The sequence below is a fragment of the Ruegeria sp. Ofav3-42 genome, assembly GCF_022347725.1.
In the GTDB taxonomy this organism is placed as follows: Bacteria; Pseudomonadota; Alphaproteobacteria; order Rhodobacterales; family Rhodobacteraceae; genus Ruegeria.
Window position 1 is genome coordinate 43,951 of the sequence record NZ_JAKRGB010000008.1, and the last position, 21,280, is coordinate 65,230.

The 21,280-nt window shown below is 56.9% G+C and carries 24 protein-coding genes; 15 read left to right on the forward strand and 9 right to left on the reverse strand.

From position 1 onward, the window contains the following. Window positions 1–61 precede the first annotated feature (61 nt). Entirely contained in the window at window positions 62–763 is a 702-nt protein-coding gene (locus MHN28_RS13130) for a YafY family protein (protein ID WP_239340553.1), read from the forward strand. Between the two features lie 75 nt (window positions 764–838). Further along, on the forward strand, window positions 839–2,137 hold the full coding sequence (locus MHN28_RS13135; RefSeq protein ID WP_239340556.1) for a lytic murein transglycosylase: 1,299 nt from the start codon (window positions 839–841) through the stop codon (window positions 2,135–2,137). A gap of 29 nt (window positions 2,138–2,166) precedes the next feature. On the opposite strand, the gene MHN28_RS13140 is transcribed toward MHN28_RS13135, so the two are convergent. The 3 genes from MHN28_RS13140 to MHN28_RS13150 all read right to left on the reverse strand — a co-directional run bounded on the left by MHN28_RS13140 (window position 2,167) and on the right by MHN28_RS13150 (window position 5,066). Continuing rightward, window positions 2,167–2,766 (reverse strand): hypothetical protein, encoded by a 600-nt coding sequence (locus tag MHN28_RS13140; protein WP_239340559.1) that lies wholly within the window; start codon window positions 2,764–2,766, stop codon window positions 2,167–2,169. A 143-nt stretch (window positions 2,767–2,909) separates the two neighbouring features. Then, window positions 2,910–4,307 (reverse strand): aspartate aminotransferase family protein, encoded by a 1,398-nt coding sequence (locus tag MHN28_RS13145; RefSeq protein ID WP_239340561.1) that lies wholly within the window; start codon window positions 4,305–4,307, stop codon window positions 2,910–2,912. Window positions 4,308–4,382: 75 nt separating this feature from the next. After that, entirely contained in the window at window positions 4,383–5,066 is a 684-nt protein-coding gene (locus tag MHN28_RS13150) for a GntR family transcriptional regulator (RefSeq protein ID WP_239340564.1), read from the reverse strand. Window positions 5,067–5,206: 140 nt separating this feature from the next. Between MHN28_RS13150 and MHN28_RS13155 the strand changes: the two genes are divergently transcribed. The 5 genes from MHN28_RS13155 (at window position 5,207) to MHN28_RS13175 (ending at window position 10,500) form a co-directional block, all read left to right on the forward strand. Continuing rightward, window positions 5,207–6,292 carry a polyamine ABC transporter substrate-binding protein gene (locus MHN28_RS13155; RefSeq protein WP_239340567.1) on the forward strand — a complete coding sequence of 362 codons (1,086 nt, stop codon included), beginning with the start codon at window positions 5,207–5,209 and terminating at the stop codon, window positions 6,290–6,292. 68 nt (window positions 6,293–6,360) lie between these two features. Next, window positions 6,361–7,488, forward strand: a complete 1,128-nt coding sequence (locus tag MHN28_RS13160) for an ABC transporter ATP-binding protein (RefSeq protein WP_239340583.1) — start codon at window positions 6,361–6,363, stop codon at window positions 7,486–7,488. Then, window positions 7,488–8,378, forward strand: coding sequence for an ABC transporter permease subunit (locus MHN28_RS13165; RefSeq protein ID WP_239340585.1), 891 nt, complete (start codon window positions 7,488–7,490; stop codon window positions 8,376–8,378). Before MHN28_RS13160 ends, MHN28_RS13165 begins: the two co-directional genes overlap by 1 nt. Continuing rightward, a complete protein-coding gene (locus tag MHN28_RS13170) occupies window positions 8,375–9,193 on the forward strand; it encodes an ABC transporter permease (RefSeq protein ID WP_239340595.1) in 819 nt (272 codons plus the stop codon). Before MHN28_RS13165 ends, MHN28_RS13170 begins: the two co-directional genes overlap by 4 nt. Then, window positions 9,190–10,500 (forward strand): FAD-binding oxidoreductase, encoded by a 1,311-nt coding sequence (locus tag MHN28_RS13175; RefSeq protein WP_239340604.1) that lies wholly within the window; start codon window positions 9,190–9,192, stop codon window positions 10,498–10,500. Before MHN28_RS13170 ends, MHN28_RS13175 begins: the two co-directional genes overlap by 4 nt. Here the strand turns inward: MHN28_RS13175 and MHN28_RS13180 are convergent. The 3 genes from MHN28_RS13180 to MHN28_RS13190 all read right to left on the reverse strand — a co-directional run bounded on the left by MHN28_RS13180 (window position 10,497) and on the right by MHN28_RS13190 (window position 13,297). Then, window positions 10,497–11,267, reverse strand: coding sequence for a phosphotransferase family protein (locus tag MHN28_RS13180; RefSeq protein ID WP_239340607.1), 771 nt, complete (start codon window positions 11,265–11,267; stop codon window positions 10,497–10,499). The two genes, MHN28_RS13175 and MHN28_RS13180, sit on opposite strands and share 4 nt — an antisense overlap. A 150-nt stretch (window positions 11,268–11,417) precedes the next feature. Continuing rightward, window positions 11,418–12,083 (reverse strand): flagellar hook capping FlgD N-terminal domain-containing protein, encoded by a 666-nt coding sequence (locus tag MHN28_RS13185; RefSeq protein ID WP_239340610.1) that lies wholly within the window; start codon window positions 12,081–12,083, stop codon window positions 11,418–11,420. A 2-nt stretch (window positions 12,084–12,085) separates the two neighbouring features. Continuing rightward, window positions 12,086–13,297 carry a flagellar hook-length control protein FliK gene (locus MHN28_RS13190; protein WP_239340613.1) on the reverse strand — a complete coding sequence of 404 codons (1,212 nt, stop codon included), beginning with the start codon at window positions 13,295–13,297 and terminating at the stop codon, window positions 12,086–12,088. Between the two features lie 111 nt (window positions 13,298–13,408). Between MHN28_RS13190 and MHN28_RS13195 the strand changes: the two genes are divergently transcribed. From MHN28_RS13195 to MHN28_RS13220, 6 genes are all read left to right on the forward strand, one after another. Then, on the forward strand, window positions 13,409–13,690 hold the full coding sequence (locus tag MHN28_RS13195) for a rod-binding protein (protein WP_239340616.1): 282 nt from the start codon (window positions 13,409–13,411) through the stop codon (window positions 13,688–13,690). Next, on the forward strand, window positions 13,674–14,033 hold the full coding sequence (locus MHN28_RS13200) for a flagellar protein FlgN (protein WP_239340619.1): 360 nt from the start codon (window positions 13,674–13,676) through the stop codon (window positions 14,031–14,033). The genes MHN28_RS13195 and MHN28_RS13200 overlap by 17 nt, the downstream gene beginning before the upstream one ends. Window positions 14,034–14,244: 211 nt before the next feature. Beyond that, entirely contained in the window at window positions 14,245–15,456 is a 1,212-nt protein-coding gene (locus tag MHN28_RS13205; RefSeq protein ID WP_239340631.1) for a flagellin, read from the forward strand. 77 nt (window positions 15,457–15,533) lie between these two features. Continuing rightward, the gene (gene flaF / locus MHN28_RS13210; RefSeq protein WP_239340637.1) at window positions 15,534–15,908 is read left to right on the forward strand and encodes a flagellar biosynthesis regulator FlaF; all 375 of its coding nucleotides are present in this window, start codon (window positions 15,534–15,536) and stop codon (window positions 15,906–15,908) included. Continuing rightward, window positions 15,908–16,306 carry a flagellar biosynthesis repressor FlbT gene (gene flbT, locus MHN28_RS13215; RefSeq protein ID WP_239340640.1) on the forward strand — a complete coding sequence of 133 codons (399 nt, stop codon included), beginning with the start codon at window positions 15,908–15,910 and terminating at the stop codon, window positions 16,304–16,306. Before flaF ends, flbT begins: the two co-directional genes overlap by 1 nt. Next, entirely contained in the window at window positions 16,306–17,097 is a 792-nt protein-coding gene (locus MHN28_RS13220; protein WP_239340652.1) for a DUF1217 domain-containing protein, read from the forward strand. Before flbT ends, MHN28_RS13220 begins: the two co-directional genes overlap by 1 nt. A gap of 83 nt (window positions 17,098–17,180) precedes the next feature. On the opposite strand, the gene MHN28_RS13225 is transcribed toward MHN28_RS13220, so the two are convergent. The 3 genes from MHN28_RS13225 to MHN28_RS13235 all read right to left on the reverse strand — a co-directional run bounded on the left by MHN28_RS13225 (window position 17,181) and on the right by MHN28_RS13235 (window position 19,816). Continuing rightward, window positions 17,181–18,752 carry a DUF427 domain-containing protein gene (locus MHN28_RS13225; protein WP_239340653.1) on the reverse strand — a complete coding sequence of 524 codons (1,572 nt, stop codon included), beginning with the start codon at window positions 18,750–18,752 and terminating at the stop codon, window positions 17,181–17,183. Window positions 18,753–18,858: 106 nt separating this feature from the next. Continuing rightward, a complete protein-coding gene (locus tag MHN28_RS13230) occupies window positions 18,859–19,560 on the reverse strand; it encodes a helix-turn-helix domain-containing protein (protein ID WP_239340654.1) in 702 nt (233 codons plus the stop codon). Continuing rightward, window positions 19,532–19,816 carry a hypothetical protein gene (locus MHN28_RS13235; protein WP_170417271.1) on the reverse strand — a complete coding sequence of 95 codons (285 nt, stop codon included), beginning with the start codon at window positions 19,814–19,816 and terminating at the stop codon, window positions 19,532–19,534. The genes MHN28_RS13230 and MHN28_RS13235 overlap by 29 nt, the downstream gene beginning before the upstream one ends. 177 nt (window positions 19,817–19,993) lie before the next feature. Here MHN28_RS13235 and MHN28_RS13240 point away from each other — a divergent pair, with 177 nt between their 5' ends. Together MHN28_RS13240 and MHN28_RS13245 are read left to right on the forward strand one after the other, a co-directional pair. Further along, the gene (locus tag MHN28_RS13240) at window positions 19,994–20,461 is read left to right on the forward strand and encodes a hypothetical protein (protein WP_239340655.1); all 468 of its coding nucleotides are present in this window, start codon (window positions 19,994–19,996) and stop codon (window positions 20,459–20,461) included. 111 nt (window positions 20,462–20,572) lie between these two features. After that, entirely contained in the window at window positions 20,573–21,190 is a 618-nt protein-coding gene (locus MHN28_RS13245) for a ribonuclease HII (RefSeq protein ID WP_239340658.1), read from the forward strand. Window positions 21,191–21,280: the final 90 nt, after the last annotated feature.

A 21,280-nucleotide genomic window follows, 5' to 3' on the forward strand; every position in this document is an offset into this window, starting at 1 on the left:
GCCAAACGATTAGATCAGCCTGATGACAGAAATTGGCATTAGGTTTAAGGTAGGCTGCATTATGTCCCGTACCGCCCGCCTGTTCCAGCTGATGCAAGCCCTGCGTTCTGGTCCGTCGCCAAAGACGTCCCAACAACTGGCGCAGGATCTTGGCGTTTCTGCCCGCACCGTGCACCGCGATATCGACTCGTTGCGCGGACTTGGAGCGGTGATTGACGGCGAAGCCGGGTTTGGCTTTACCCTGATCGAAGACGCAACTTTGCCACCGCTCGGGTTCACTGACGATGAACTGGAGGCGCTGGTTCTGGGCCTGCGCGAGGTTCAAGCCATTGGCGATCCAGGACTGGCCGAAGCGGCCAGCAATGCGTTGCGCAAACTGCAGGGACGTTTGCCCCAACGCCAATCCCATCGCCTGAGCCACGCGGTGCTGACCGCGACGCGCTTTGACCGCCCGGCAAAGCCGACAATCGACGTGGCCGACTTGCGGCAAGCCACTTGGGATGAACGCACGATCGAATTCGCCTACACGGACGCCAAGGGCGATGATACCCGCCGTAAGGTCAATCCGCTGAGCATCGTGTACATGGATCGCTCCAGTGTCATGCTGTCCTGGTGCCATCTGAGAGAGGATTTCCGGTTCTTTCGGCTGGACCGGATTCGAGAAATGTCCGTTACGGATGAAAGCTTTAGACCAAACCGTGTGCCCTTACTACGCGAGGCTTTGGCCCAAATTCGCGCCGAGCGAGAAGCAAATGATTGCTAGAACGAAAGCTGAGCGCTTTGGAAAATCCCGATTCTGCGCTATCCTGCGGTTGAGCAGTACTCAGGAAAATTCGGAATGCGTAAATGCATAGGTGGCGTCATGACCGCCGCATTATGGGCATCCATTGTGCAGGCGGAATCAATCAACTCGCTGAGCGGGTCACAAGCCATACAGCTGGCATCGGCTGGCGTTGTGGTGTCGATCCGACCGGTCTTGCGGCCCTCAGTTAAGGAGTACCGGGTGTCAACGGAAGGAAACGCGCGATTTCAGGCGTGGCTGGGGGCTTTTCGGGAACGAGCCGTCGAGCAGGGGATAGCGACCTCGACTTTAGACCGGTCGCTGGCTGGGCTGACCTACGACAGGGACGTTATCAAGCGAGACAGAAATCAGGCCGAGTTTTCAAAACCCATCTGGGAATATCTTGATTCCGCTGTCTCGGACACAAGGGTCAAAAACGGACGTGCCGGGTTGGAACGACATCGCGACACGCTGACCAGGATCGAAGCTAAATACGGCGTTGAAAAGGAAGTTGTTACGGCGATTTGGGGGCTTGAGACTGCGTTTGGGACGTATCGAGGCAGCGACCAGATCATCCGGTCACTGGCGACACTCGCGTTTGACGCCCGCCGCGCGCAGTTTTTTGAAACCCAGCTGATTGCCGCGTTGCAGATCGTTCAGGCCGGTGATGTCAGCCCGGGCAGCATGGTCGGCAGCTGGGCCGGAGCGATGGGGCACACGCAGTTCATGCCGACCTCGTACCTCGACCATGCGGTGGATTTTGACGGCGACGGGCGGCGCGATATCTGGTCGGATGATCCAACCGATGCGCTGGCCTCGGCGGCGGCTTATCTGGCGCGGCACGGATGGACCAAAGGGCAACCCTGGGGCGTCGAAGTCACCTTGCCTGAAGAGTTCGACTACTCCACCGCAAGGCGGGACCATACTCTGAAGCCCTCGGAATGGGCCGCGCGCGGGGTTGTGACGACAAACGGTCAAGCAGTTTCGGACCACGGGCAAGCGGCGATCCTGTTGCCCGCCGGAGGGCGGGGCGTTGCACTGATGATCTTCGACAACTTCAAGGTGATCGAGAAATACAATGGCGCGGATGCCTATGTGGTCGGGATCGGCCATCTCTCAGATCGCTTGGCCGGGGGCGACCCGTTTCAGACAGATTGGCCGCGTGGTGACCGGGTGTTGAGTTTTACCGAGAAAAAAGAACTGCAAGCCCGCCTGACCGAGGCTGGGTTCGATACACAGGGCGTCGACGGGCGCACAGGGCCAAACACGGTTAATGCTGTGCGGGCGTATCAGCTTGCACAGGGGTTGTTGCCAGACGGGTACGCCAGCTTGAAACTGCTGGAACGGCTGCGGTGACTTAGCGGCACCTGCCCTGAGATGAAATTCTATCTGTCAGTCGGGAGTTCTGCACCATAGGCAAACAAACCCATCCTCGTCCCTGTGCCCGACACAAGGATCGTCTCACCGGGCTTTATGGTGGTGGCGAGTTCCTCAGACAGATTGCAAAGCCTGTCCCAAGGTGACGGCACACCTTCCAGTTCAACAGAGTACGGGCAACGGCCGTCTGGTCCAGAACCACCATACCAGTCTGAGGTATAAGGCAATTCGATTTCCTCCCCCGCGAAAGTGGAAACTATTATCGGGAAGCCATATGTGACCGGCCCAGCGCCGCCAAAAAGGACAAACCAAACCGGAAATATACTGAAATTAAACCACTGCCAAAAGACGTGTGGCTTGGCGGATCGAGAGTTTTGGTTCATCCACAGTCTAAAACACACGACGCTGATAAAACATAGTACAGCAACGCACAAAGCAATGTCGAATGGCCGAGCTTTGATTAACCAGTCAGGAGACGGAAAATACTGTACTGAAAAGAAATTTAGGATGATGTGCGAAGCGGAAAGCACAAGATAAACTAGCAGTACAATTCTAACCCACCATGCAACGAATGGGTTCTTTTGATTTGCCAGCGTTTTCTCGGACATTGGACTTAAAAGCTCTTAAATCGAATGCCTTAGAATTAAGTTTCAAACTTAGCAGTTGTAAAGACGTCATTCAGCTTTGAGTTGAAAAAAGGGCGATTGTCGCACCAACCGCCCCATACTTCCTTTCAGTCCAGACCGCCAGTTTATGACGCCGACTTCATCAGCCCCTGCTTGGTAATCTCGGCATGCGCCTCGTCCAACGACTTGTAAATCCGCACGAACATTTCGTCGATTTCCGCAGGGGTCATGACCAGCGGCGGCGAGATGATCATGCGATCGCCCACATGGCGCATAACGAGGTTGTTTGCGAAACAGCGGTCTCGGCAGATGTAACCGATTGTTCCGGGTTCGGATGCAAACTTGGCGCGGTTCTCTTTGTCCGGGGTCAGGGCGATCGAGGCCATCATTCCAACGATCTTGGCTTCACCTACCAGAGGGTGATCGACCAGTGCCTCCCACTTTTTCTTCAGGTATGGCCCGGCGACGTCGCGGACATGATCAACGATCCCCTCTTCTTCGAGGATGCGCAGGTTTTCCAGTGCAACGGCCGCCGCAACTGGGTGGCCGGAATAGGTATAGCCGTGATTGAATTCGGTGCCGCCGATCACTTCGGCAATCTCATCATTCACGATGGACCCGCCAATCGGCGCATAGCCTGAGCTGAGGCCCTTTGCGATGGTCATGATATGCGGTTTGATCCCAACGGTTTCAGAGCCGAACCAGTTGCCGGTACGACCAAAGCCGCAGATCACCTCATCCGCGATCAGCAGGATATCGTACTTGTCGCAGATGCGCTGCACTTCGGGCCAATAGGTTTCGGGCGCAACAATTACGCCGCCAGCACCCTGAACAGGTTCGGCGATAAAGGCCGCGACGCGGTCTTCGCCCAACTCTTGAATGGCTCCTTCCAGTTCCCGCGCGCGGGCCAGGCCGAATTCCTCGGGCGACATGTCACCGCCTTCGGCCCACCAGTTCGGCTGGTTGATGTGGTGGATGTTCGGGATCGGAATGCCGCCTTGCGCGTGCATTCCCGCCATGCCACCCAGCGAGGCCGAACCTACGGAAGACCCGTGATAGGCGTTCTTGCGGCTGATGATGATGTTCTTGTCGGGCTGGCCTTTTTCAGCCCAATAGGTGCGCACCAGACGAATGTTGGTATCGTTCGCCTCGGACCCGCCGGCGGCAAAGAAGACATGGTTCAGATCGCCCGGCGCCAGCTCTGCAATTTTGGCTGCCAGAGCGATGGCTGGAACGTGGGTCGTTTTAAAAAACGTGTTGTAATAGGGCAGTTCACGCATCTGGCGGGCTGCAACCTCGGCCAGTTCATCGCGACCGTACCCGATATTGACGCACCACAGACCGGCCATGGCGTCCAGAATCTCTTCGCCTTCACTGTCCGTCAGGTACACGCCATTCGCGCGAGTGATGACACGAGCGCCTTCTTTGCCCAATGATCCGTTGGCGGAAAACGGGTGTATGTGATGCGCCGCATCCAAAGTCTGCAACTCGGCGGTCGGCATGTGATTGGTGATGGTCGACATCAGAGAATCTCCTGCAAATGCGGTTGCCTGTCACAATATGATCAAATTTCCAAGTGTCAATCGAATCGGATTGAATCAGGCGTCTGTTAAAGCGTCCGACATCAATTCCATTCCTTGTTCAATGTCCTGCGCGGTCGCTTTCGCCACTTTTTCGGCATCCCCGGCGCGCAGAGCAGAGATGATGTCCTTGTGTCGGTCAGGCAAGCTATGAGTGCCAAATCGCCCGCACACAACGCGCAGGGAAGGGCCGAAACGCAACCACAACCGCTCGGCCAGATCGTTGAGAATCGGCGCATCTGCATGGGCATATAGCGTTTCGTGAAACTGATGGTTCAGACGCAGGTAGCCGCTGACATCTCCATCTACGATGGTCTGGTCCAATCGCTGATCCAGCCGCTCAAGATGGTCGATGTCTTCGGGTGTCACGGTCGCAGTTGCGCGCCGAGAAAGCTCTGATTCTATTGATATTCTAGCAAAGATCATCTGTTCGACGTCGGCGTTGGACAGAAGCGGAACGCTGACGCGGCGGTTGCCCTGAAACACAAGCGCGCCGTCCGAAATCAACCGCCGGATTGCCTCGCGGACCGGGGTCATTCCGACGCCAAGCGAATCAGTCAGACCTTGTATCGTGACGGGTTGTCCCGGGACCAGTTCCCCGTACATGATCTGTGATCTCAGGGTTTGGTACACCTGCTCATGCGCCGGCCTCTTTCCTTCATTCTCATTGGCGCCGGATGCTTTATTTTTGATCAAATCCAAGTGGTTTACCCTGTTTCGCGTGGTGTCGACTTGCCAGATGTCCGACCTCGTGAAACCATACGATGGATCGAGGGAAAACGCAAAACTTGATCAAATCCAAAAAAACGGGAAAATACCCGTACATTTGCAGGGAGAAAAAAATGTCAATCAAAATGCTGACGATGACTGCGATCGTCGCGCTGGGGACTTCGGCGGCTTTTGCCGAAGAAGTGCGCGTCTATAACTGGTCCGACTACATCGACGAAGAACTGCTGAAGAAATTCGAGGAAGAGACGGGCCTGACCCTTATCTACGACGTGTTCGACAGCAACGAGGTGCTGGAGACCAAAATGCTGGCCGGCGGTTCGGGCTATGACGTGGTGGTGCCTTCTGGAACATTCCTACAGCGTCAGATTCAGGCCGGAGCCTTTCAGGAACTGGACGGATCGAAGCTATCGAATTCCGGAAACCTCTGGGACGTGATCCAAGAGCGGACCGCGGGCTATGATCCGAACAATGCCTATTCGATCAACTACATGTGGGGAACGACCGGCCTCGGTGTGAACGTCGCTAAGGTCAAAGAAGCGCTGGGCGACGATGTCGCGCTAAACAGCATGGACCTGGTTCTGAAGCCTGAAAACATGGAAAAACTCGCGGCGTGCGGTGTGTATTTCCTGGACGCTCCGTCCGAGATTATTCCGATGGTGCTGCAATACATCGGAGAAGACCCTGACAGCCACGACAAAGACGTAATTGCAAAGACGGAAGAAGTTCTGCTGAGCGTCCGCCCGCACATCCAGAAGTTCCACAGCTCGGAATACATCAACGCGCTGGCTAATGGCGATATCTGTGTGGCCGTTGGCTGGTCGGGTGACATTCTTCAAGCGCGGGACCGTGCGGTAGAGGCGGACAATGGCGTAGAGATCGAATACCATGCGTTCGCTGAGGGTTCTTTGATGTGGTTCGACCAAATGGCAATCCCTGTGGATGCGCCGAACCCGGATGGCGCGCACAAGTTCCTGGACTTCATTCTTGACGCCAACAATATGGCTGCCGCCTCGAACTATGTGTACTTTGCAAACGGCAACAAGGCCTCGCAGGAGTTCCTGGAAGAAGACGTTATCGGTGATCCGGCGATCTATCCGGATGATGCCACAATGCAAAAGCTCTACATCACGACGCCTTACCCGGCAAAAACACAGCGGGTTGTCACTCGACTGTGGACTAAGGTCAAATCGGGCACCTGATCCGAAGTGTCAGAGCAAGGCGGCCTGACCGCCTTGCTTTTTAATCAGACTGTCGAACGGGGGCCGTTTTGAACACTACCGTCTTTGCGCCGTGGGAAGACCCACAGGCGAAACCATTGATCCAATTCCAGAATGTGACCAAACGTTTTGGCGGATTCACGGCCATCGACAACCTGTCTTTGGATATTTTCGAAAAGGAATTCTTTGCCTTGCTGGGTCCGTCTGGCTGCGGCAAGACCACCATGATGCGGATGCTTGCGGGGTTTGAAACGCCGACCGAAGGGCATATTCTGCTGGGTGGTCAGGACATCGACCCGGTTCCGCCGAACAAGCGGGCGGTGAACATGATGTTCCAGTCCTATGCGTTGTTTCCTCACCTGAGTATCTGGGAAAACATCGCTTTCGGTCTGCGACGGGACAACATGCCAAAGCATGATCTTGAGGATCGTGTCGAAGAAATGCTGCGCCTGACCCGGTTGGAACAATTTGCCCGCCGCAAGCCGCACCAGATCTCGGGCGGGCAACGTCAGCGGGTTGCGCTGGCGCGATCTCTGGCCAAGGCTCCGAAACTGCTGCTGTTGGACGAACCGCTGGGCGCGCTGGACAAAAAGCTGCGGCAGGACACGCAGTTTGAGCTAATGGATATTCAGGAAAAGACCGGCACCACCTTTGTGATCGTGACCCATGATCAGGAAGAGGCGATGACCGTCGCCAGCCGCGTCGCCGTTATGGATCAGGGCAAGCTGATGCAGGTCGCGACGCCAGACCGGATCTATGAAAACCCGAATTCGGTCTACGTGGCCGACTTTATCGGGGACGTGAACATCATCGAAGGCCGCGCAACCTCGAACGGGGACGAGACCTACAAGATCGACTGGGCCGAGGGGCAAGCGCCTTTGACGGCAACATCGGCCAACGGGTTTTCGAACGGACAGGCCTGCAATATCGCAATCCGGCCCGAAAAGGTGACGATCTCGGCAGACCGACCGGCAGATGCGATCAATGCGGTGCAGGGCAAGGTGCATGACATCGCCTATCTGGGGAACCTGTCCACCTATCACGTCGAATTGCCCAACGGCACGATCATCAAGGCGCAGACGGCCAATACCCGTCGTATCTCGCGCCGTTCGTTCACATGGGAAGACCCGGTCTGGTTGTCGTGGACGGCAACGGCTGCGGTTCTGCTGGCCAACTGATGCGCCGCGCTTTTCTGATCGCCGTTCCTTATGTCTGGCTGCTGGCGCTGTTTCTGGTGCCGTTCTTCATCGTTCTGAAGATTTCGCTGTCTGACACGGCATTGGCCATTCCGCCGTACACTCCGACATTGGACCTGTCGCAGGGCTGGGCGGGAATCAAAGACTTCTTCAGCCAGTTGGACTTCGAAAACTATGTCTGGCTGACCGAGGACGATCTTTACTGGAAAGCCTATCTGTCCAGTGTCAAGATCGCCCTGATCTCGACGGTTCTGACCCTGCTGGTGGGCTATCCCATCGCATACGGCATGGCCCGTGCGCCCGAGGAATGGCGCCCGACGCTTATGATGCTGGTGATCCTGCCATTCTGGACCTCGTTCCTGATCCGGGTCTACGCTTGGATGGGCATTCTGTCGAACGAAGGATACCTGAACCAGATCTTGCTGTGGCTGGGTATCATCTCGACTCCGCTGACCATTCTGAACACGAATACAGCAGTCTATATCGGCATCGTTTACACCTATCTGCCGTTCATGATCCTGCCGATCTATTCCTCGCTGGAGCGCATGGACGGATCGTTGATCGAAGCGGCCGAGGATTTGGGCTGTTCCCGGCTTCAGGCATTCTGGCTGGTGACCATACCCTTGTCTCGCCCCGGCATCATTGCAGGCTGTTTCCTTGTGATGATCCCGGTGATCGGTGAGTTCGTGATCCCATCATTGCTGGGCGGTTCCGGCACCCTGATGATCGGTAAAGTGCTTTGGGAAGAGTTCTTCTCGAACCGCGACTGGCCGGTGGCCAGTGCCGTCGCCGTTGTCTTGCTGCTGATCCTCGTGATCCCGATTGTGCTGTTCCAGCGCAATCAGCAAAAACAGACGGAGGCCGAGCAATGAACAGGATGAGTTGGTTCAACGCGGTCTCGCTGACTTTAGGATTCGCGTTCCTCTATATCCCGATGATCATTCTGATCATCTTTAGCTTCAACGAAAGCAAACTGGTCACGGTCTGGGCTGGATTTTCGACCAAATGGTACGGTGAACTGGCTCAGAACGAAGCGTTTCTGGATGCGGCCTGGGTGACGATCCGGGTGGCGGTATTCTCGTCGACGCTGGCGACTATTCTGGGGACGGCTGCAGCCTATGTTCTGGTGCGTGGCGGGCGGTTCTTTGGCCGCACACTGTTTTCCGGCATGATCTATGCGCCGCTTGTGATGCCCGAGGTGATCACGGGCCTGTCGCTGTTGCTGCTGTTTATCGGCATCGGACTGGACCGGGGCATTCTGACCATCGTTCTGGCGCACACCACATTCTCGATGTGTTTCGTGTCAGTCGTGGTGTCGTCGCGCCTTGTGACTTTTGATAAGTCACTGGAAGAGGCCGCGTTGGATCTGGGCTGTTCGCCCGCGCAGGCGTTTCGGCTTGTGACCCTGCCCATCATTGCGCCGGCGGTGATTTCGGGTTGGTTGCTGGCGTTCACCCTGTCGCTGGACGATCTGGTGATTGCGTCGTTTACGTCGGGACCGTCGGCGACGACTTTGCCGATCAAGATTTTCTCGGCCGTGCGCCTTGGCGTCAGCCCCGAGATCAACGCCTTGTCGACCATCATGATTGCGGTCGTTACAGTCGGCGTCATCACCGCCTCTCTGGTCACGAAACGCGCAATGGTGCGGCAAAAACAGGATGAACTTGCCGCTGCGCGCACCGAATGAAGCGCCTGTTCCCGGATTACACCTATGGCCCCGGGCCGCGGCAGAACTGTTGGTGGGACGAAACGATTGCGGCGCCGGATTGGCCAATTCTAAATGGCGATCTGAGCGTCGACGTCGCCATCGTAGGAGGCGGGTTCACGGGCCTTTCGGCGGCGCTGTATCTGGCGGAAGCCGGTACATCTGTTGCCGTATTGGAGGCCGCAACCCCGGGGTGGGGGGCTTCGGGCCGCAATGGCGGGTTCTGCTGCCTCGGCGGTTCCAAGCTGAGTCATTCGGCCATGACCCGGCAGTTCGGTTTGGAGGCTGCAGAATCTTACGAGCAGGCCGAATGTGACGCCGTCCAATTGGTTGCCGACCTGCTGGAGACACACAAGATCGACGCCGATACGCATTCAAACGGGGAAACCCAGTTGGCGCATTCGGCACGAGCGATGGAAAAGTTGCGTCGCAACGCCGAAGACACGGGCATCTTGCATGAAGCAGGCGAATTGCAGGGACTGGGTTTTGGGGGTGACTTTCACGGCGGGTACACCAATCCGGTCGGGTTTGGTCTGAACCCCAGAAAGTACCTTTTTGGGCTCGCCTCTGCGGCGGAATCTCAAGGCGCTCGCCTTTTTCAGAAAACGGCGGCTGAAAGCATCCGAAAGACGCAATTCGGTTTCGATATTCAAACTGGAACAGGCGTTATCCGCGCTGCGAACGTGCTGATCTGTACAAACGGGTACTCCAGCGAAGACGTTCCGCAATGGATGTCTGGTCGGTACATGCCCACTCAGTCCACTGTTCTGGTGACCCGGCCCCTGTCTGAAACCGAGTTGCAGGCACAAGGGTGGACCTCGAACCAAATTTGTTACGACACCCGAAACTTGTTGCATTACTTCCGCCTGATGCCCGACCGGCGGTTTTTGTTTGGCATGCGCGGAGGGTTGCGATCTTCGCCCAAGGCCGAAGTTGCTATTCGTAGGACGGTTCAACAGGATTTCCTGCGTATGTTCCCGAAATGGAAAGACGTAGAAGTCAGCCACATGTGGTCCGGCATGGTATGCCTATCCCGCAATCTGATGCCCTATGCCGGACCAGTGCCCAATCAGTCGGGCTTGTTTGCCGCCTTCGCCTATCACGGGAATGGCGTCGCGATGGGGACATACTGCGGACGCGCCCTTGCACGCATGGTCCTGAGCCAGCCGGACGAACTGCCCCAACCGATTGCGCAACCCCCATCGCGGTTTCCCCTTGGATCGTGGCGGCGAGCCCTTATGCCGCCTGCCTATGCCGCCATGGCGATCGCTGATCGCTGGTCGCTCTAAAGCGCGGCGACTTCCAGTTCCAGCGATTCAGCATAATCCGCGGCCCCGTTTTCGATGCGCCATAGGCAATAGGCCGCCATTCGCCATGCATACCAAGGGCGCAACTCGGTAAATCGCGCGACCGTTTCGGGGTGATCGTAGGCGGTCAGAAATTGCTCTTCTTCCGTCCGGTTGAGCGGAGATCCCCGATAGAGCCGTTGCATGGCTGGCGACAGGAACATTGCAATGTCCTCGCACGGGTCGCCCCAAGCCGGACATTGCCAGTCAATCAGGGTCATGCCCGACCGTGCGACAAGAATGTTTCCCGCCACCGTATCGCCATGAATAAGGCACGTGCGCGCGGTCGGGGCCACGTGACCCGCCGGACAAAGTTGTGCCAGACGGTCCCGCGTGTCCGACCGGCATTCACTCAGAATGCGCTCTGTGTGCTCAGCCAGATCCGTACTGCCATTGCATCCCTCCGGCACCTGAACTGCGGCATCGAGCCTGTGCAGCTTGCTCAGCAACTCCGCTACATCCTCTGGTCCCTCTTTCCAAGGTGATCCCGGAGCGTGATCGTAGAAAACCCAATGGCCTGTGTCATGCGTTCCGGTTGCGCGCAGACGCGGAACAAAACCGGTTGGTTCCAAGGCGCGCAGGCATTGCGCTTCGAGTTCCGGGTCGTTGCGAAACAGGGGATTGCGCGGCGTCGCGCGATAAAGTTTCAGAACCTTGTCACCGCCGCCGCCCAGCACTTTCCAGACCTGATTGGTGCGCCCCCCATACAACGTTTGAAACTCCGCACCCGGCTTAACAAGGTCGCGGGCGCGAAGGGCGTCAATAAGATCAGATGGGGGGCAGGTTGGGGCAGGCAGTGGGTTCACCAGTTTGGTAAGCGAGTCGAATTTGCCAAGGTTTGGCCTGTCCCGGCCTGCAGATCAAGCTCCGGCTCTGACCCCCGTCACCGTCGTGGCGGAAACAACGTGACCACTTACCAGCGTCAGCATCACCTGATTTTCCGAAATTTGAGCTTCGACAACCTGGTTGTAGGCAGCAGCCAGTTGTTGCGACAGCAACTTATCTCCGCCATAGCTTTCCAGCGTTGCAGTGTAATTGCCTGCCGCCAGGGGCTGGCCATCGCTGCCCTTGCCTGACCAGACGGATTTCGTGTCAGTCGTGGAAACGGTGATGCGGTCGACGACAGTTCCGCCGCTCTCGCGGATGACCATGACTGCTTTGTCCGCTGCGGGCTCGGCCTTGGCAAACAGGTCCACAGGTTCGCCGTCAAAGCTGAAAGCCGATGGCGTACGCACGTTCATGCCGATCCATTTGCCGAGCTTATCAAGGTTGGCACCGCCAAGCGTTTGGCTTAAGGCCGACAATAGATCATTGGTTTGAACTTGTTGCTCGACCATCGAAAATTGCGCCAGTTGCGAGGCATATTCCGACGCATCCAAAGGCTTTAACGGGTCTTGATTCTGGGCTTGCACGGTCAGCATTTTCAAGAATGTTTCGAAATCTGACGCCAGCCCCGAGCTTTTTTGCGTATTCGCAATTTGCGATTGCACAGGGGTTTGGCTGTTCCGTTGGGTGGGCGCAATCATGATCACAACCTCATGTCGATACGGCCGACGAGGCCGGTTCTTGGAAGGGGTGGGGCCTTGGCTGGCGCGTCCACGGTCTGAGCTGAGTCTGCGGGCAACTCCCGCTCGAAGTCGGAGCGATCCCGTTTAGAGTCCGAGGGCGTCCCGAGGTCAAACGACAGATTGCCAAGGCCGAGATTTTTGAACTCTTCTTCCAGAACCGAAAGGTGCCGGCGCATCATGTCCAAGGTTTCGGGGCGTTCCGCTGCAATCGTCATATGCAGACCGTCATCGCGGCCATTCAAAACAATGGAAACACGCCCCAATTCTTCGGGGTTAAGCGCGATTTCGACGGCTCCGGATTGTGGTTGCGCGTTGATGACGGCCGCCATTTGTCCCGCAATCGCCCGAGCTGTTTCGGCGCGGGCCGTCGTTGCCAGGAAATGAGTCGTCGCTGCGCTGTCTCGGCTGGTCGAAACGGGCACAGCCTCTCTGAGTTGTTGGACATCTTCCACGTCCAAGACGGTTTGTGCGTCGGTTTGGGTACGGGATTTTTCGGGGGCAAATAACTGCATCTGAGCGATGCTCAGCGCTCGTTCCGCGGTGGATGTTGATTGGTGCGTAGAAACGGGCGCAGGCGAGTGATGTGCGTCTTGCCGATGCAACGCAGGTTTCACGGCCCGGCCGACCACCGCCACTGCGGGTGTTTCGGCGGATTGCAACTTTGATTTGGCCAGCTCCGGCCTCGGTGGCCCTTCTGGCGTTTGGATAGGCGAAATACGTTCAACCGTGTCATTCCGAACGTTCTGGGTGACCTTTCGCGTGTTTTGGTTTTCCGTGTCCAGCCTTACGAAAGTTGCTTGCGTGTCGGGGCGTCTGTCTTCTTCCGAATTCTGATCGTGCGGGTCAGGCGAAGTTGTCTGTACGGCATGGCCAACAGGTTCGACCACTTCTGGCTTTACATCCTGTGACACTTGCAATTCAGCCTGCGGGGGATCGGCTAGGACTTCTGCGTCCCCCTTTGGGTCAATGTCTTCGCCCTCGGCGTCGGCGTCCGGTTCGGGTTCCTCAACCTTGGGATTCGGGCCAGCGATCTCATCGCTATGCCCATCGCCGTGTTGTTTCAACACGGCTGCAAAATCTGCGCCGGTGTCTTCGCCCGGTTCATTGACGGTCGCGTTGGTTGTTGCGGTTGCGGTCGGCGAGGACGTCACCACTGAAAGAGGATTGGGCATTTTGCTCCGACTCCGGTTGTGTGACCGCAAATCTGACCGCAGGAAGTTACGTTTATTTTAACTGCTTTCGCCTTTGATCGAAAAAGTTCGATGCAATTTTCGGAGAAAGCAATGAAGGTTTCCGCGCCTCTTCCATCGTCTCAAACGCCTGTGCACTCACAGAAATTGCGCACCGCAGCCATTGAGTTGGAGGCGGCTTTTCTGGGTGAGATGCTGAAATCAGCCGGGCTGGGCAAAGCGCGCCAGTCCTTTGGCGGGGGTGCGGGCGAAGATCAGTTTGCTTCGTTCCTGGTGCAACATCAGGCCCGTGCGCTGGCCAAATCCGGCGGTGTCGGCCTGTCCGAGATCATTTTCCAATCCATGATGGAGAAAACCAATGCCGAAAACCCCTGAAACCGATTTGGTGAAGTCACTTGAAGAAGTTCTGGACCTTGAGCGTAACGCGCTGGTGCAGGGCGATTTGGATCGTCTGCATCACACAGCGCCGGAAAAGGAAAAACTGATCGGCGCGATCAACGACCTTGAAGTCTTTGACAGTGACGAGCTGATTCGCCTGCAGCAAAAGGTCGAGCGGAACCAGGCACTGCTGAATAGCGCCGCAGATGGGATTCGCGCCGTGGCAAACCGCATGGCCGAGTTGCGTCGTGTGCGGCAGGAGTTCAGCACCTATGGCGCCGATGGGCAGCGCAGCGGATTCGCTGTCCGCCACCAAGCCAAGCTGGAAAAACGGGCATAGACAGCGGTTTGATTCAAATCCGAGGTTTCTGAACTGCGCGCTTTAGCACTCCGTTAGGGGATCGACGTCAAAGGTGTTCGGGCACCTGGAAACAGCAGGTGGCGCGAACAGCCCGACGGCGGATCGCACTGATCAGAAAGACGTCAAAGCCCGCACCAGTGGCGGGATGAGCATGGGCGCAAAGAGCCCGAACGGAAAAGGAAGAAAGCTAATGTCCAGCATTCTGACAAACAATGGCGCCATGGTGGCGCTGCAAACACTCAAGTCGGTCAACAAGGATCTTGGGGCGACGCGGAACGCGATCTCGACGGGTAAGGACGTTGCGACCGCGAAAGACAACTCGGCCGTTTGGGCGATTTCCAAGGTCATGGAATCGGATGTCAAAGGCTTTAACGCGATCAAGGACAGTCTGGCCCTGGGTGAATCCACGGTTGCGGTTGCGCGTAACGCGTCCGAAACCGTCACCGATCTGCTGACCCAGATGAAAAGCAAGATCGTTGCCGCGCAGGAAGACAACGTTGACCGCGACAAGATCAATGACGATGTCACGGCCTTGAAGGATCAGATCAATTCGGTGGTTAAGGCCGCCCAATTCAACGGTCTTAATCTGGTGGACGGTTCTTCCGGGTCTGCTTCGATCCTCGCCTCTCTTGACCGGGACAATTCAGGCAACGTGACCGCGTCGTCCATCAGCGTCGCGGGCCAGAACCTTTCGACCGGAGGTTACACGGCGGCACAGGTCTTTGACGGATCGACTGGTTCCTCAACTGGCAATGACCGTGTTGGTGCAACAATTGACAACGGTGCAACTTCGGCGACAGCTCTGGTGACGGATGAATCCAGCGGTGCGTTCGCAGCTGGCGACAAGGTGGTCGTGGCGATCGACGATCAGGTGGTTTCCTATACGGTTTCCGCGACGGATGCGGCGGCTGCCACCACCGGTGATATCGTCGCTGTGGGCCTGAAAGCGAAGATCGAAGAGCTGGGTATCAATGGTCTGACCGTCGACTATGACTCGGGCACCGCCGGCACCTTGTCAGTCGCCAACGCCACCGGCCGAGATGTCTCGTTCTCGGCCCAATATGTGAACGCGGGTTCGGGTGGTCTCGGCGCGTTGACCGGTATTGATGTGTCTACTGGCCCAGGTGCGACTGCGGCACTGGCCACGATTGAAACGCTGATCGACACTTCGATCGACGCGTCGGCCGCATTCGGTTCTTCGCAGGGTCGGATCGAGACACAGAAAGAGTTCATCTCGAATCTGGCGGACTCGTTCAAATCCGGTATCGGTTCGTTGGTAGATGCGGACATGGAGGAAACCTCGGCGCGTCTGCAGGCCCTTCAGGTTCAACAGCAGCTGGCCACACAATCGCTGTCGATCGCCAACCAGGCGCCGCAGTCGATCCTGTCTCTGTTCAACTAAGATCAGGAACATAATCGGGGCGCGGCGGCGCGCCCCGATACTGACCGCCAAGTGGCGGATTACTGGAAGGATTTCACGTGACACCGCAAGCCCTTGCACAACGTGCATACGCACAGACCGCCGCCCCAGCGCGGACACCGCGCGATACCGAATTCGAAGCAATTTCAAAAATCACGCGTAAGCTCAAGGCCGCCGCGGCCCGTCAAAAAACCGACTTTGGTGCGTTTGTGCAGGCTTTGCACGAAAACCGCCGCCTTTGGACCGTGCTGGCCAGTGGCGTGACGGATTCCGACAATGCGCTGCCCAATGATTTGCGCGCACGGATATTCTATCTGGCAGAGTTTACCGAACAGCACAGCAGCCAGATTTTGGGCCAAAAAGCGTCGGTGGAACCATTGCTGGAAATCAACATGGCGGTTCTGCGCGGCCTGCGGCAATTGGGGGCCACTTGATGGCGGGATTGGTTTTGAAACTAGCGCCGAAGGAGCGGGTCCTGATCAACGGCGTGGTCGTGGAAAACGGGGACCGACGCAGCCGATTTTCGATCATGACGCCCGAAGCAAATGTCTTGCGCTTGCGGGATGCCATCCATCCGGACGAAGTGAATACACCGGTTCGGCGCGTTTGCTATGCCGCTCAGCTGGTGCTGTCCGGCGATATGGAGCCTGAACGGGCACGCCAGCAGTTGTTGCGGCGCGTCGAAGAGCTCAGCCAGGTCTTTACCGATGCCGATAGCCGTCGGGTTTTGGCTGAAGCGACCCAGGCGTTGCTGGATGAGCAATACTACAAGTGCCTCAAGGCCCTGCGCGCGCTGCTGCCGCGCGAAGAACGTCTGATGGCCTATCAGTAATGACGTTCCAACCGGTCATACCCTCGGGCGGGATTGTCGGCTGGCGATTCCTGCAGCGCACATACGATGCGCAGATTGACAGTTTTTCCGCGTCTTCCGTCAACAAAAGGGACCGCGAGTACTTTCTGGAGAACATCAAAAAAGTTCATACCGCAGAAGATCTGGTGTCAGACCGCAGGCTTCTGCAAGTTGCGCTGGGTGCCTTTGGGTTGGAGGGGGATCTGGACAACCGCTATTTCATTCAGAAAATCCTGTCTGACGGCACCAAGGCCGAGGATGCGCTCTCCAACCGCCTGTCCGACAAACGCTATCGACAGTTTTCCGAGGCGTTTGGGCTGGGCCCGGGCGAAGTGCGAAAAACCGCGCTGATCACCAACATGGAAGAAATTGCCCGCGACAATGTTGTGTCGCGGTTTGAAATCGCGGTGGGCGAGTCGGATGAAACGATGCGTATCGCTTTGTATGCACAGCATGCGCTGGGAGACCTCGCCCAAAAGCAGGTCAGCAACGACACCAAGTGGTTTGACCTGATGAGCCTACCGCCGTTGCGGCGTATGATGGAAACAGCACTTGGCCTGCCGTCCAGTTTTGGCCAGTTAGACATCGACAAACAGCTGGAGGTGTTCAAGGACAGGTTGTCAGGGCTGACCGGGTCCGACGATCTGGCCCAATTCAACGATAAGGGCGCAGTCGCGCAATTTACGGATCAGTTCCTGGCCCGCAGTCAGATCGCCCAGCTCGAAAGTGTGATTTCACCGGCGCAGACCGCGCTGATCTTGCTCGGCGCATGAGGTGTTGCGCTTTGCATTCGTGATAAAAACGCCATCTGGTTCCAAACACCGGCCCGTTGAAATGTCCGCGACAAGCGCGGGCCTCAATCGTTCAACACGGCATCTGCCGACGTTCTGAGGGCATAAGACTCGACAGGTTGTGACACATTATGAAGCTTGACGTCGCCCAGCGGCAGGGCATCGGCGCAGGCGGGCAGAATATCGGCAGATACGACGATCCTGTGGTTTTTTGTTTTTCCGTATTCACCCAGACGTGCAGCGATATTCGCGGCTTGTCCGATCACGGTAAAGTCCAGCCGCTCACGAGACCCGACGTTGCCGTAGGTCACGCGCCCATAGGCAACGCCAATTGAGCAATCGCAATGTCGGTCGGACCCTGATTGGCGCAACTCTCCCAACTTTTCGACGATTTCAATGGCGCTGCGCTGGGCGTTGCCCCGTGCTGCTATTGAATCTTCGCCCGCCGGAAACACGGCAAGGACAGCATCGCCGATGAACTTCAGGACCTCGCCGCCGTTTTCATGCACAATGCCAGACACGGTTTCGAAAAAGTCATTAAGAAGGTTGATGTAGGCCGTGCGACCCAACTGCTCTTCCAGGCTTGTGGAATTGCGCAGATCGCAGAACATGATGGCGGCATCAATTTCATCTCCGTCACCACGCCGAATCTCACCCCCAAGTACGCGCGCGCCCGAGCGTTTTCCGACATAGGTTTCAAGCAGAACCTGGGCGTTTTCACGCTGCATGAAGACCTCATAGAACCGTGCAATCACCAAAGAGCATTCGAACACCAGTCCAAGGTTTTCTGTCGTGAAACCGTCCGGATGATCGCAGGTCAGGGTCAGAACGTTGGTTCGGCCATCCGAAAACCGTAGCGGCATGGCGACATAATCGGTTGCGCCCTTGGCCCTCAGATCTTCCATGATCGGAAAGCTGTTATGGGGATTGTCCGCGTTCAACCGCTGGCGCACACCACCCAGCCCGTTCGATACATGGCGCAGGGGGCTGTTGATATAGGCCGGGTGATCGTGGATTTCATAGGTCGGTACATTGGTCGAGATTTCAGCCTCGCCCTTTTCCCAGATGTAATGCTTGCCAGCGATCAGCGGATGCAGAGACCAGGCCAGAATGCTCAGGCGCTGAATGGCGATGCCGTGCTCCAGCATTTTCTCGGCCAGAGCTTTGGTGAAGGTTTCAGGAGTATCATTTGTCGACGCGCCGCGCATCAGCCAGTCAATAAGCGGCCCACTGATATTGCCGTCATCGGGTTCGCGCAGGCGGTTCTCACCCAGATCGATGTTGGTATAGGTGTTGGGCATGAACCCGATATGCCCCTGAATGGCGGCGCTTTCGGGCAGTGCGTCCTCGTAGGCCCAAACCGAATTGGCCATCCGTTGCCCGTTTAGGACGACATCGTGGTAGGTCGCGGTGCCTTTGAAGGGGCAGAATGTCTGCAGCTCGGTTTCTTCACCAAGATCAATGCACACGTCTTCGCGCGGGATATAGATCGCCGGCGGCAGACGCGTTTCATACATGACTTTAGCGTTATGGCTTTCGGCCAAAAGGGTCTCATCCCGGTAAATCGCGATCCGACCGTTCAGCCGCTCGACCGAGATTCCATAGCCTTTTGTTCTTGGTGTGGCGTGGACGTTCATCATCAACCTCCCTGGCACAGGTCACTATAGGATGGGCTCTGACTGGCGGTTTTCCAAGGGGGTTCGCGGCATTTTTACCGAGCGATAGCTGTGCAGCGGGACTGGCTCAAACCATCTGGATCACATCTTTTTCGATGGACAGCATATAGCCCTTTTTGGCGATGTTCTTGACCAGCAACTCGCTGACCATCTGATTACCCAATGCATCGCGCAGCCGTTTGATCCGCGTGGCCCCGGCGGCCTCGTCACAATCGGCAGCGTCTTTGCCGGAAATCACCCCTTCGATCTGAGCGCCAGACAGAACTTCATCATCCAGCCGGGATTCCGCCAGAACCGAGAGGGTCTCCATCGCCGCTGGGGTCAGTTTGAAATCCATGTTGTTCAGATAAACGGTGTTTTCTTCGCGGCTGATCAGCAGGGACGTCACCTGAATACCGGTGCGTTCGATCTGGGCCATCCGACGGTTCAGCAGAACCAGCATCACCAGAAATACCAGCGCGGTTACAAGCATGGCGCTGGCAAACACCAGCAGTACAAAAATAACCATGCGGTAACTGGACAGCGTATCGGCGAAGGCAGTGCCGGATTGGGCCAAGATCTCCAGCAGCCGGATTTCCGTCTGTGAGGTCAGGTCGCTTTCGATAAACAGCCGTTCCACACGCGCGTTAAACGCGTTGGCGTCCGGCAGGGTCCAGAACAGGAAAACGGCGGCCGTGACAAGAATCAGGACGATCGCCGCAATACCCGCGCCAACCAGTCTTGTCCCTGACCGTCTGGCCTCAGTAACGGAGATAGAATTGTCCGGCATTGGCCTTCCTTTTATCCAATCCTTCCGGCCCAAAGACGGACATCACGTTCAACAAGGTCCAGCCCGACGCGCTGAGGCGTTGCGAGACCTCTTGCTGGGCCTGGCCTTTGTCACAGGCCGAAACCTGCATCACGCCGTAGTGCAGCCGCAGGGGGTTGTCCTGCTTGGCCTTGTAATCCGCATAGCACTCGGCCGACGCGGCGGTGCCAAGCGATATCAGGGCCGCAACGGCCAGAGAAGAGAGGATCGGTTTCATAGGCCGCATCCTGCGCATGGCTTGGCCCGACATTCAATAACCTAAGGGGTTTGCGGGGCGTGATATCCGATAACAACCGCCCGTTATTGCTTGTCTGAGGGGGGTGGACCCAGTTTCGGGACATCAAGTTTGCGGTCTGACCCGGATCGCCCCGAAACATCAGTAAGGACACGCACCATGCACCGGAAGTTCATCGCATTAATCGTAGCCACCGCAATCACCATCACCGGCGTCTCGGTCTCGCAGGCGCGGGCGGCGGACGCCAAGGATATCCTTGGGGGGCTTGCCGCCATCGCGATCATTGGTGCCGGGGTTCATTACTATAATCAGGAAAAGCGCAAGCAACGGACGACGCGGCATCAGACCTATACGCCGCAGCCCTACGTGGCCCAGCCCAGCTATCCGGTGCGCCCCCTGCCGCGACACGTTGCGCGCTATGATCTGCCGCAGCAATGCCTGCGCACTTACAACGCCTATTCAAACAATCACCCGCTTCTCGCGCCGAGTTGCCTCAAGAAGCACTACAAACATGCCAATAGCCTGCCGCAAGAGTGCCAGGTCGGTTTCTGGAATGGCAAAAAGGTGAAGCGGGCATACGAACCCGCATGCCTGCGCCAGCAAGGATACCGCGTCGTTTACAAGTAATCACTTTCGAGCAGGAGCGGCGCCACAGAAGCGCCGTGCAGGAGAGGGTGGCGCAAGCCGCCCTCTCATTTTTGTCTTGCTATGGGACGTAAAACGCGGTTTTCGGTGGGTATGACAAACCCGGATTATTCAATTGAACAAGCGGCAGTGGCGCAAGGATACCTGCGGATTGCCGGTGTGGACGAGGTCGGCCGTGGGCCTTTGGCCGGGCCGGTGGTCGCGGCGGCGGTGATTCTGAACCCCGAGGACATCCCCGAGGGGCTGAATGATTCAAAGAAGCTGACGACCAAACGGCGTATTGCAATGGACGCTGCTGTGCGCGACCGGGCCGAGTTCGCCATAGCCGAGGCTTCGGTTGCCGAGATTGACGAACACAACATCTTGCGTGCCTCGCATCTGGCGATGGAACGTGCGGTTGCGGCTCTGGATCCACCGCCGGACTATCTGCTGATCGATGGAAATATGATCCCGCGGGGTCTGACGATCCCTGCGCAGGCGGTTGTCAAAGGCGATGCGTATTCCGTGTCGATCGCGGCGGCTTCGATCATCGCCAAAAACTGGCGCGATCAACTGATGGTGGATTTGGCGCAACAGCATCCCGGCTATGGATGGGAGACAAACGCAGGCTATCCGTCAAAACAACACAGAGAAGCGCTGCAAAATCTCGGCGTGACCCCACATCATAGGCGTTCGTTCAAACCGGTACACAATATCTTGTATCAAGAGTAAATCGTAAGCCGCTGATTCAAAAAAGAAATTGACGGCGATTCGACTTTGACTCATCCTTGTCTCAACCAAATGAGCGCAAAAGCGCCGTGG